Raw genomic sequence first — 12,173 nt, 5'->3', positions numbered from 1 at the left:
CCATTTCCTTTTTATTTGTCATTCTTATCGTTAAATTTATTTTCTCGATGATTAGCTTCGGGTCCGGAGCGCCGGGAGGCATCTTTTTCCCGCTCCTGATCATGGGCGCCACTATCGGGGCCATTTTCGGGAATATCGCTGTTCATTATTTGGGGTTTGATGCAAATTTGTTTTTCAATTTTGTTGTTCTTGCTATGGCCGGCTTTTTTACGGCCATTGTCCGGGCACCAGTCACCGGTGTTATTTTACTCGTAGAAATGTCCGGCTCTTTTACGCAAATGTTGTCGCTCACGGTTGTTTCCATAATCGCGTATATCGTGGCGGATTTGTTAAAAAGCAAGCCAATTTATGATTCTTTGATGGAAAGCCAGCTTGCCGATAAAAAGAACACGCTCAAAAGTGATGGCAGCGATAAAAAGATTACCATCGAATTGGTCGTTCAATACGGAGCGCCGGCCGAGAATAAGCTTTTAAAAGCGTTAGCGATTCCGAAAAATTGTCTGCTCATTGCGATAAAGCGGGAGGGAAGCGAATTGATTCCGAAAGGGGATACGAGAATTTTACCCGGTGATTATCTCGTCTGCCTCACAGACGTAAACAACGAAGCCAAGACAAGGAAAATGCTGAAAAAACTCACCGCCGGCGGGGCTGAACAATAGTCTTATTTTGCCGGGGTGCCCCTTTCGTTATTGCGCTTCTGGCCCTTTTTCCGATCTTGAGCCGATTTTCATCATTTATCAGCCGATTTAGCCGATATCCGCAGGTTTGCCTGGTTTCTAATGTATTTCATCCGTTTTCGCATTTCTTTCAGCTATTTTTACTTTTTTGAACTTTCACATATAAAAAATGAAAATTCGTAAAACTGTTATAATGTTGCTTCACCAGGGATTGTTAAAGTATAATATTTATAGGATCAACATATACTGTTACCACTCTATATTCGGGTGGTGCTGGCATGTTTGATAAACCAGGTCATCGGAAGGAGGAAGATAAAATGCCTGCTATTTATAAAAAAGAAAATGAAGAGATTAGAAAAGCAAAAGTAATGACTTCCTTCAAGAAAATGGCGAAGAAGTATTCTAAAACACTGGAGAAGCTCAGTAAAAACTGATAATGAGTGAATGTATTCATATAACTGCTAATGACATAAGAAATTTTCATCGGTATGCTTTAAAAATGTATGGTGGTATTGAAGGAGAAACTTCTCCAGGATTGATTGAATATGTTGCGGAAGTTCCTTATTATCCGGTGTATGGAGTCGATAGATACCCAACTATATTTGATAAAGCTGCATATTATCTGAAAGCATTTACTGACAATCAATATTTTAGTGACGGCAACAAAAGAACAGGTGTCTTATGTGCAATTACGTTGTTGGATGTTAATGGATTTGAGTTAATGTTAGATCCAATGGAATTGTATGAATATACAATGCTGACAGCAAATAAAAAAATCACTTCAATCAACGATATAGCAAACTTCTTAAAAGCCAACGTTAAGCAGATCTTTTAGCGCCCTCTAATCAGGGTGCTTTTTAGATGCAAAAGAAATCAACAAAATGCGAAAAACATACTCGATGCAAAATGCGACATAAATAAAGCCAATTTTTCCTACACTAAGGGGTTTTCGCCTTTCATTCTATTGTTTGAGAGGATGCAGTGAATTTAAGTTTTTATTTTCGCCATATCAAAGATGCATTCACCAAGAAATTTGATATTTTCCTAACCTGGTTGGGGATATGTTTTAATTAGTCCTCTCGTAAAATCCCTTTTTTCTAATGAAGCCGTTTCATTTACAATAAAGATAGTAAAATCAAAAAACGTTAAAGGAGCAGACAATGGAAAAGTCTTTTTTAAAAAAACTTTATCTAAAAGACCGTGTTGAAAGAATCAATGCACTCGTTTCCGCCCGAATTTTGCCGGAAAAAGATGCGGAACGATTAAAAAAAGGATCACTATTGCCTCAGGAAACAGCGGATCACATGATAGAAAATCAAATTGCTGCATATGAACTGCCGCTTGGCGTTGCCCTCCCGTTTTTAATAGACGGTCAAGATTACGTCGTTCCAATGGCTGTTGAAGAGCCATCCGTAATTGCAGCAGCAAGTTCCGCAGCCAAAATAATTTCCCTGGCAGGCGGATTTCAGACAGATATTCAAAATCGGACAATGATCGGCCAGATTGCCTTGTTAGACGTCCCGGACATGGCTGAAGCGGAAAAAATTTTGTATGTCCATAAAGAAGAGATTCTGAAGCAAGCAAATGAATCACACCCCTCCATTGTGAAAAGAGGAGGCGGAGCAAAGGATCTTATCGTCAGGATGATTAAAGCAGATGAAACGGCCAATACGCCGCCATTTTTAGTCATTCATCTCCATATTGAAACATTGGAAGCGATGGGTGCCAATATCATTGACACAATGGTAGAAGCAGTAAAACCGGTTGTCGAGGATTTAACAAAAGGAAGAGCATTGATGGGCATTATTTCCAACTATACAACGAAATGCCTTGCGACTGCCGTCTGCCGGATTCCTGTATCCCTGCTGGAAAGAGGCATTTATTCAGGTGCGGAAGTAAGGGATCGGATTATTGAAGCCTGCAAATTTGCAATTGCCGATCCTTACAGGGCTGTTACCCATAATAAAGGAATCATGAATGGAATTGACCCGGTTGTAATGGCTTCCGGAAACGATTGGCGGGCGATTGAAGCCGGGGTTCATGCCTATGCTGCCCGCTCGGGACAATACAGATCCCTCTCAAACTGGACCATGGCAGATAACGGTGATTTAATCGGCAATTTAACAATCCCCTTACCGGTTGGGACGGTCGGCGGTTCAATTGCAGTCCACCCCGGTGCGCAATTGGCAAAGAGAATACTTGGCTATCAAAATGCGAAAGAATTAGAGTCAATCATTGTTTCAGTCGGTCTTGCACAAAATTTCTCCGCCCTAAGGGCACTTGTAACGGAAGGAATCCAGAAGGGGCATATGCGGCTTCACGCAAGGTCTCTAGCTATGAGCGCAGGTGCAAAAGGCGAAGAAATCCGTGCCGTCGCAGACAAACTGAAGCAAAGAAAAAATATGGACCTGGCTGCGGCAAAAACGATCCTGGAAGAGATTAGGTCCGGATTGCTTTAACTGGACAAGAAATCCCCAAGGCATCAGCACTTGGGGATTTTCGTTATGATTGATCTTTATTGATATACATACGCATATGATCTTTTATTCCGGAAAGGAGAACCGGCGCGGGATCATTTTCAACGGGCAAATCAATGTCAGAACCATCAGCAGGCAGTTCTTGATTAAACAAGTCTTCGTATTCTTGTACACTAACCTCATTGCGTTCTGACAACATCTTCCTATGATGGCGGACGTGTAAATATTCGCGATAGTTTGGCTGAAGAATCCCGGAAAAGAACTCCCCGACAGCCCCTGAACCGTAGCTGTATAATCCGATCCGCGCTCCGTCTTCAATATCGGTATTTAATTCAAGTAAAGAAAGCAGGCTTAAGTACAGCGCGCCTGTATAAATGTTTCCGACAATTTTATTATACTGTTTGCTGACTTCAAAATGGGCCAGGAGCCGTTCTTTATCTGCCGCAGTCCCCTCATCAATCACTAACCTTAAAGCTTTCAAACCTTGTTTTGTATAAGGAAGATGGAAGCAAATGGCCGCAAAATCCTTTAATGTAAGCCCTGTTTTTTTCTTATAATCTTCCCACACCGTTTTGAAAAAACTGTTATATTTTTCAACAGAATACTTTCCTTGCACAAGAGCTGTTTTAGAGTACAGCGGCCGCCAAAAATCCATGATGTCTTCCGTGTGATAGGCACTTTCCTTTCCAAGGACCATCACCCGAGGATTAGCACTCATCAAAATCGCAACAGCACCGGCTCCCTGGGTCACTTCTCCCGGTGTATGGAGGCCGTATCTTGAAATATCCGAGCCGAGTACTAAAACTTTCCGGTCCGGATGCAGGCTGATGTGCCCTTTTGCCAACTGAATTCCGGCAGTTGCCCCGTAGCAGGCTTCTTTTACCTCAATAGCACGTGCTCTGGGATTCAGGCGCAGCAAATGATGGGCATAAATAGCGGCGGCTTTGGAGTGGTCGACGCCTGATTCCGTCGCAAAAATAACTAAATCTATTTTTTCCTTATCCGCTTCATCTAAAATTTCCATTGCGGCATTTGCAGCCAAAGTGACAGCATCCTGGGTAATCGGCGGAACGGCCATTTTTTCCTGGCCGATCCCAATCGTGTATTTCTCAGGTTCATCATTTCTGGCAACTGCTAATTTATTCATATCCACATACATATGTGGTGTATAAAAACCCATTTTATCTATTCCAATTTCCAAGTTAAGGCACTCCTTTTCTTCTATTCTCTTTTCCCAACAGGAAAAAAGATATCAACTTTATCATACTATTAATTCAAATGATATTCATTGATTTAAATTAATTGATCAGTGTAAGATTAATACGATAATTAGTGAAGTAAAACAGGAAACGAATAGATAGAGTTAAATCATAAAACCATGCCTTGGCAATTTATATAAGGAGCGGATATTCATTATGGAAGAAGTAGTGATCACGAGTGCAGTTAGGACGCCAATTGGCGATTTTGGCGGCAGTTTAAGAGAGGTGTCCGCCGTAGATTTGGGCGCGATCACAGTGAAAGAAGCGATCCAGAGGGCACATCTCACTCCCGGGAAATCAACCAAGTGATATTTGGCAACGTTTTGCAGTCAGGTCTCGGCCAAAACCCGGCCCGGCAAATTGCGGTCAAAGCGGGTATCCCTTTTGAAGCTCCGGCTATGACAATAAACGAAGTGTGCGGTTCCGGATTAAAGTCTGTCATATTGGGATACCAGCAGATTCAATTGGGGGAAGCAGATAGCGTTGTAGCAGGCGGTACCGAGAATATGTCGCAGGCACCCTATCTTTTGCCTTCTCAGCGTTGGGGGAAAAAGTTTGGAAACATCAGCTTGATTGACAGCATGCTCCAGGACGGGTTAACAGATGCCTTTGGAAATATTCATATGGGTATAACAGCAGAAAATGTTGCAAATCACTTTGGTATTTCGCGTCTTGAACAGGACCGTTTAGCTCTCAAATCACAGGAAAAAGCTTCGAAAGCCAGGAAGAACGGCAAATTTCAAGATGAAATCATCCCTGTTCATATTAAAAATAGCAGGGGCCAGGAAACTGTGTTTAAAGAGGATGAACATATCCGTGATGGTTTGTCACTGGATGATCTGTTAAAATTGAGGCCGGCTTTTATCAAAGATGGCACGGTTACGGCTGGAAATGCGTCAGGCATCAATGATTGTGCGAGTGCACTTGTTTTAATGAAAAAATCGGATGCAGAGGCAAGAAATATTCCATATTTTGCGGCCATCAAGGGGTATACTGAAATTGGCACCGATCCTTCATTAATGGGATTTGCCCCCTATTATGCATTAAAAAAATTAGTAAAAAAAACAGGCATTCCATTAGATAAAATAGATCTGTTTGAACTGAACGAAGCTTTTGCGTCACAAAGCCTGGCCGTTATCCGTGAACTTGGCCTGGATGTTGATAAAATCAATGTAAATGGCGGAGCAATTGCTTTAGGCCATCCAATCGGCGCTTCGGGAGCGAGAATACTCGTGACATTGCTGCACGAAATGAAAAGAAGGGGACATCGCTACGGTGTTGCTTCGCTATGCGTTGGCGGAGGGATTGGAATTTCTCTGCTTGTTGAATGCGGAAATGATTTACAAAGTCATTCCTGATCAGTTTAAACGAGAGGCACAAAAATCGTTTCGTTTTTCTTTGAGGTATGGGGTAAATGGCAGTTTACGTATTGATAAAATCCTCCTTCCATTTCATAGTGGAAGGAGGATTTAAAAATCTTAAATTCTACCTCACACGCTTTCAGCAATCGAAACAACATGTTTAATCTTGTTTCATAGATCTTCCTCTCGTTCTTTGGTTTTTTGGATAGGTTCTGTTCGTTTTAAGCCAAATATAGCGTGAATTTTTAAGCTCAGCGCAGGTTTTTCGCTCATTCCGGCGGACCCCATCGACAGCTCTGTTGGCTTTCTGGATTTCAAACTAAAATGACGCAACAAATTCTCAGTCCACTAAACTTTTTTGCGTTAAATATATTGACTTACATCCAATAAGCAGGGAGTGACAGGATGCAGACACATTCCGATTATGCTACCTGCTTTTAAAATAATGATCAAACGTTTGTTCGTTAAAAATATTGATTTACAGGAGCAATGAAGCTATAATGGGATAAAAATGGTATTAAATAATTCCCAGCAGGTGAGCCATATGCCAAAACAATTGCATATACGTCTGGATGATTCTATTTATGATGCACTTAAAGAATATTCTGCTGTATCAGGTAAATCAAAACAGGATTCTGTAATGGATGCACTAGTTCAGTTATTTGATGATAAACACAGAGAAAATGATCATACACGGGGCAGATTTACTTTTATTGATCTGTTTGCAGGAATAGGAGGCATGCGACTGGCCTTTGAAGCAAACGGTGGGAAATGCGTTTTTTCCTGTGAATGGGATAAGTATTGCAAAAAGACCTATTTTGATAATTTTGGAGTTATGCCTCACGGTGATATCAGAAAAGTTTATGAGAAGGATATACCCAATCATGATATTCTGGTTGCTGGTTTTCCCTGCCAGCCGTTTTCAATAGCGGGCGTCTCGAAGAAAAACAGTCTGGGGCGGGCTACCGGTTTTCTTGATAAAACGCAGGGGACGCTGTTCTTTGATGTTGTCAGAATTCTGAACGAGAAAAGGCCTCGTGCATTTCTTCTGGAGAACGTGAAAAATCTGAGAAGTCATGACCATGGGAGGACATGGAAAGTGATAATGGAATCACTTGATGAACTGGATTATCAGGTTTTTACAGCAGTTCTGGATGCACAGCATTTTGTTCCTCAGCACAGAGAGAGAGTCTTTATTGCCGGTTTTGATCGCAAAAGGTTTGGGGATGACCTGAAATTTGATTTTAATATTAAATATCCCGATCACAGACCTCTACTGAGAGACATTCTGGAAAATCATGTTGATGAAAAGTATACTTTATCTGATAAACTATGGACTTATCTTCAAAAATATGCTGAGAAACACAGAGAAAAGGGAAATGGTTTCGGATATGGACTTGCAGACACAGAGGGCATCACAAGGACGCTGAGTGCCAGATATTATAAAGACGGTTCTGAAATACTGATTCCCCAGCCCGGGAAAAATCCCAGAAGATTAACACCGAGAGAATGTGCCCGACTGCAGGGCTTCAGTAACAGTTTCCAAATCACGGTATCCGACACTCAGGCATATAAGCAGTTTGGTAATTCTGTAGCTGTCCCTCTGGTCTCTGCTGTTGCCGGAAAAATTGTCGGGAAACTGGAAGAACTGAAAAAGAAGGAACTGGAAAGGGAGATTACCATTGGTTGATTCAGATTTTTCAGCAGAGGCAATAAGGGCTGCATACAGCGGTAAAATGGCTTTCTGTAAATTCCTGTCGGCAAATGATACCGGGGATACCGGTGCTCATCAGTCCGGAATCTATGTACAGAAACACGCCTTTCCAATTCTTTTCGATGAAGAGGGAGTAAAAGGGGAAAATAAAGACAAATATGTTCATATCCGCTGGCAAAATTCATTTGAAACAAGCAGCAGGTTTATTTATTACGGTAAGGGAACAAGAAATGAATATCGAATCACACGTGGTATTCCTGGTCTTGATCCGGAACACACAGGCGACCTTTTTGTACTCGTAAAACGGGATCCTGAGAATTATCTCGCATACATGTTACAAACCGAAGATGAAATCAACAGTTTCCTGAATGAATTTGGTATGTCTCCTGCTGATACAGGAGGCATCATTCAGAAAGAAGATTTAGAACTAGGACATACAATAAGTCCGGAAGAACTGTCAATAATGGCCTATATTGAGGGCCTGAATGTCGATTTTCCTTCATCCGCGGAGATGTCGGAGGCAGCCAGGTCCATCTACAATGAGATATTTAACCATAAAGAAAATATCCGCACGAATCCGGATAAGGAAATAATCGGATGGGTAGATATGGAATATCGCCTTTTTCGTATGCTTGAAACATATCGGTATGGATCAAGAATTTCAAAAGGCTTTGATTCAGTTGAAGAGTTTATAAAAATTGCAAATGTTGTCTTGAACAGGAGAAAAAGCAGAGCCGGGAAATCACTTGAGCACCATTTATCTGCCATATTTGATGGAAATTCACTCAGATATGTCCCTCAACCTGTGACAGAAGGACACAAAAAGCCCGACTTTCTTTTTCCGGATGCCGGTTCGTATCATGATCATTCTTTTCCGGCAGATCATTTAATATTTCTTGGTGCGAAAACAACATGTAAAGATCGCTGGAGACAGATTCTTAATGAAGCAGATCGAATCAATGTGAAACATCTGTTTACCCTGCAGCAGGGAATTTCTGTCAGACAGTTGGATGAAATGGAAAAAGCAGGAGTCATTCTTGTTGTTCCAAAGCTTTACATAAAAACTTTTCCGAAAGAAAAACAGGATTCTATCTGGACCTTGAAAAAATTTATTGACTATGTAAAAGAGAAGGAAAGCGTCTGACTGAATGGACATTAAATCTCCTGAAGAGCGAAGCCGAAACATGGCCAGAATCAAAAGCAGAAAAACAAAACCGGAAATGTATATTCGTTCCTTATTGTTTCGACATCACATGAGGTACAGGGTTAATTTTTCTGAGATTATTGGCAAACCAGATCTGTATTTTACAAAATACAGAACAGCAGTTTTTGTCAATGGCTGCTTCTGGCACAGGCACAAGGGCTGTAAATATGCGTATGTGCCTAAATCGAATGTTTCATTCTGGAAAAGAAAATTTGAGAAGAATCAGTCACGGGACCGGGAAGTAACTGAAAAATTAATGGAACAGGGAATCAGGTGCCTGATTATCTGGGAATGCACAGTGAAGAAAATGACCAGTAACGATTCTGTCAGAGAAATGAAGCTGAAGCAAATAATAAAATTTATCACTTCAGGGAAGCAGAATTATCTTGAGATATAACCATCCGATCTTGAAAGGGTATGTGTATTAACTAAAGACGGGATGAATAGCGTGACGCGACTATGATTGAATATGAAACATGTATGTCCGTTCCAAATCACACGGAATTTTCAGGGAAAAAATTCTGGAAGGAGAAAGTCCAGCTTACCCCGTCGGAAGAGAGATAAAAGTACGATTCAGACAGGAAAGCTCTGCTTTACAACACCAAGTTTTTTCTATCTGATCACCTCTCTAAAAGCTCATACAACTCAAATTATACGCTTTTCTCATGATATAATTAATCTACTATGAGACGGAAGTCCAGAGTTCACGGGTCTCCATTTCTGGTAAAAACAGACAGAGCATATTAAAAGAGGGCAAATCGTTAATGATTAAAAGTCTGATCTTCGACTTCGACGGGACACTGGCTGATTCTAAAGCGATGTTGATCGATCTGTATAATCGGATTGCAGGCAGGTACCATTTCAAAATGCTGGATCCGGCTGATTTCGATTATTACAAGTCGCTCTCAATCAGGCAGTGCTGCACGAATCTGGGTATTCCAATTCATAAGGTGCCAATGCTCATTTCTGCGTTTTTGAAGGGCTATACGCAGTCTGTGCAAAAGCTGGAACCCTTTCGCGGCATTCCGGAGATGCTTCATCAGTTAAAAGACTCAGGATTCAGCCTGGCTATCGTGTCTTCCAATCAGGGAAAAAATATTACTCGTTTTCTGGCAGACCATCATCTTGAAGGTTTTTCATCAATCAGCTGTTCCGGTGAATTATCCGGTAAGGGCCGGCTGATTCGCCGCTACTTAAAAAAGAACCACTTAAACACCGATCAGGCAATGTACATTGGGGATGAAAAGCGGGACATCAGGGCGAGCAGGAAAAGCGGTATCAAAGTGATCTGGGTGTCATGGGGCTTTGATCATTATGATGAAGTGCGCAGCGCGCATCCGGATTATGTTGCCAGAAAACCGGAGGACATATTGAGAATAGCTGAGACTGCCAGGGCAAAAGTGTGACTCTGATTTTAGCAGCCCTTTTTCTGATGCATACAAAAAGTTCTTCTCTGGACAACCAGCCCTTTTACTAAGGCCAGGTGATACCAGGCAGAGAGCAGTCGTACTGCGTCATGAATTGAAGCCGGTGCTTCGGCTGAAAAAATCGCAGGTTGGCTGAAAAAATCACAGGTCGGCTGAAAAAATCACAGGTTGGCTGAAAAAATTTTGGATCGGCTGATAAGATCTCAGACCGGCTGATATAATTTTGGATTGGCTGAAAAAATCACAGGTTGGCTGAAAAAATCCCAGGTTGGCTGAAAAAATCCCAGGTTGGCTGAAAAAATCCCAGGTTGGCTGAAAAAACCACAGGTTGGCTGAAAAAACCACAGAACGGCTGAAAAAACCACAGAACGGCTGATAAAACCACAGGTCGGCTGAAAAAATCGCAGGTTGGCTGAAAAAATTTCAGATTGGCTGAAAAAATCACAGGTCGGCTGAAAAAATCACAGGTCGGCTGAAAAAATCACAGGTCGGCTGAAAAAATCACAGGTTGGCTGAAAAAACCACAGGTCGGCTGAAAAAATCGCAGGTTGGCTGAAAAAATCTCCAGACCGGCTGAAAAAATGCGGAACCCAGGAAGATCCATCAATTTTTACAATCACTGCGTCCTTCCTGGGAAACCACTTTGATTGTAAAGATCATCTTGCCACGAGAACCTCCGCACCACATCCCCCTTCCTTTCTATCAGAAGAAAGAGAAATCAGCTGATGTATGGACAGGAAGGATTCCCTTGTCCCTGTCTTTAATTTCTCTTATTGTTAACTTAATAAATAAAAAGGTTGACACTTACATAATGTAAACCTATTATTATTTTTAGTTAACAAAAAAGGAGGATTTTTCTTGAAAACTAAATCCATCACACTGATTTCGCTGTTCGTTGCGGTGATGATTGCCTTCGGAGCCATTCCGTCACTTGTTATTCCTTTTATCCCCGTTCCCTTCACCTTCCAGATGCTGGGTGTGATGCTTGTCGGAAGTATTCTCGGCGCAAGAAAGGGGTTCGCAGCCATGCTTGTTTTTCTCGGGCTGGTAGCTGCCGGACTGCCTGTACTTTCCGGGTTTCACGGGGGTATGGGCGTTTTGCTCGGGCCGACCGGTGGTTATGTCCTGGCCTGGCCCATCGCCGCCCTGCTTATCGGGCTGTTCACGGACCATATTCAGCTGGCAGGCAGGTTGAAACTGATCTGGTATTACCTGGCTATTTTTGCAGGCATTGCGATTATTTATCTGATCGGTGTTCCCTGGTTCGCCTTCTTCACGAATACGCCGATGTTCACGGCTATCGGTGGAAACATCCCGCTCTTTCTTCTCGATCTGGTTAAGGCAGCGATTGCTGCAGTTGTTGCCAGCCAGTTAAGACAGAGACTGACCATTCTGCATCGCACCGGAGCGATGTAATATAAGGAGTGTTCAGATGATAAAAGGTCTATATGAAGCACACTTGCCTGTAAGTAACCTGGAGCAATCCATTGATTTCTACCAAAAATTAGGTCTAAAACTATACAAGAGATATAATAAAGTCGCATTTTTTTGGATTGAAGAAGGAAAAAGCTGGATTGGTTTATGGGAGGGGAAAGAATCAGAACTTCCTTATCATGTTTCACTAAGACATATCGCATTTTATGTTGATATAGAAGATATTAAAAAAGCTACGTCCTGGCTAAGAGAACGAGAAATTAAAGTAAGGGATGCATTTGGTATTGGAACAAGAGAACCTGTCGTGATCCCCGACCAGGCCCACGCAATGATTTATTTTGATGACCCCGATGGGAATCATTTGGAGTTTATTACGAGACTCCCAAAAGAAATGAACCGATCAGAAAAAATGTATTTGAGTGAATGGGAAAAGTTACTTTAATAACATAGCGAGGAAACCCATCAGAATATATGGGTTTCCTTTAATTTTATCTTCGGCCTGCTGCGGCGTAAGAGGATAATTGCTGGGGCCAGCTGGTACAACTCGTGATATGCTTATAATTTTCACTCTGGATAAGCAAGATAATGACAGAACAGCTTATGAAAATCAGCGCTTACTT

The 12,173-nt window shown here is 41.8% G+C and carries 10 protein-coding genes and 1 pseudogene; 10 read left to right on the top strand and 1 reads right to left on the bottom strand.

From position 1 onward, the window contains the following. The first annotated feature begins 955 nt into the window (after positions 1 to 955). The 3 genes from ABNN70_RS15500 (at position 956) to ABNN70_RS15490 (ending at position 3,136) form a co-directional block, all read left to right on the top strand. Positions 956 to 1,111 (top strand): hypothetical protein, encoded by a 156-nt coding sequence (locus ABNN70_RS15500; protein WP_353948317.1) that lies wholly within the window; start codon positions 956 to 958, stop codon positions 1,109 to 1,111. Positions 1,112 to 1,113: 2 nt separating this feature from the next. Next, the gene (locus tag ABNN70_RS15495) at positions 1,114 to 1,512 is read left to right on the top strand and encodes a type II toxin-antitoxin system death-on-curing family toxin (RefSeq protein ID WP_353948316.1); all 399 of its coding nucleotides are present in this window, start codon (positions 1,114 to 1,116) and stop codon (positions 1,510 to 1,512) included. 325 nt (positions 1,513 to 1,837) lie between these two features. Next, positions 1,838 to 3,136 (top strand): hydroxymethylglutaryl-CoA reductase, degradative, encoded by a 1,299-nt coding sequence (locus tag ABNN70_RS15490; RefSeq protein ID WP_353948315.1) that lies wholly within the window; start codon positions 1,838 to 1,840, stop codon positions 3,134 to 3,136. Between the two features lie 43 nt (positions 3,137 to 3,179). Here ABNN70_RS15490 and ABNN70_RS15485 read toward each other — a convergent pair whose 3' ends face one another. After that, positions 3,180 to 4,355 (bottom strand): hydroxymethylglutaryl-CoA synthase, encoded by a 1,176-nt coding sequence (locus ABNN70_RS15485; RefSeq protein WP_353948314.1) that lies wholly within the window; start codon positions 4,353 to 4,355, stop codon positions 3,180 to 3,182. A gap of 214 nt (positions 4,356 to 4,569) precedes the next feature. On the opposite strand from ABNN70_RS15485, the pseudogene ABNN70_RS15480 reads away from it, so the two are divergent. The 7 genes and pseudogenes from ABNN70_RS15480 (at position 4,570) to ABNN70_RS15450 (ending at position 11,995) form a co-directional block, all read left to right on the top strand. Continuing rightward, positions 4,570 to 5,771: pseudogene (locus ABNN70_RS15480) on the top strand (acetyl-CoA C-acetyltransferase). 547 nt (positions 5,772 to 6,318) lie between these two features. Further along, complete coding sequence (dcm, locus tag ABNN70_RS15475) at positions 6,319 to 7,464, top strand: DNA (cytosine-5-)-methyltransferase (protein WP_129929439.1); 1,146 nt, start codon at positions 6,319 to 6,321, stop codon at positions 7,462 to 7,464. Next, complete coding sequence (locus ABNN70_RS15470) at positions 7,457 to 8,632, top strand: type II restriction endonuclease (protein ID WP_353948313.1); 1,176 nt, start codon at positions 7,457 to 7,459, stop codon at positions 8,630 to 8,632. The genes dcm and ABNN70_RS15470 overlap by 8 nt, the downstream gene beginning before the upstream one ends. 4 nt (positions 8,633 to 8,636) lie before the next feature. Next, positions 8,637 to 9,089, top strand: a complete 453-nt coding sequence (locus tag ABNN70_RS15465; RefSeq protein ID WP_353948312.1) for a very short patch repair endonuclease — start codon at positions 8,637 to 8,639, stop codon at positions 9,087 to 9,089. A gap of 367 nt (positions 9,090 to 9,456) precedes the next feature. Further along, positions 9,457 to 10,098, top strand: a complete 642-nt coding sequence (locus tag ABNN70_RS15460) for an HAD-IA family hydrolase (protein ID WP_129929437.1) — start codon at positions 9,457 to 9,459, stop codon at positions 10,096 to 10,098. Between the two features lie 879 nt (positions 10,099 to 10,977). Next, the gene (locus ABNN70_RS15455; RefSeq protein ID WP_353948311.1) at positions 10,978 to 11,535 is read left to right on the top strand and encodes a biotin transporter BioY; all 558 of its coding nucleotides are present in this window, start codon (positions 10,978 to 10,980) and stop codon (positions 11,533 to 11,535) included. Positions 11,536 to 11,551: 16 nt separating this feature from the next. Further along, entirely contained in the window at positions 11,552 to 11,995 is a 444-nt protein-coding gene (locus ABNN70_RS15450) for a VOC family protein (RefSeq protein ID WP_353948310.1), read from the top strand. Positions 11,996 to 12,173 lie beyond the last annotated feature (178 nt).

Origin of the sequence: Sporolactobacillus sp. Y61 (assembly GCF_040529185.1) — a bacterium.
Classification (GTDB): Bacteria; Bacillota; Bacilli; order Bacillales; family Sporolactobacillaceae; genus Sporolactobacillus.
Note: the sequence above shows the minus strand (reverse complement) of the source record. Positions and strands in the feature narration are given on the sequence as shown.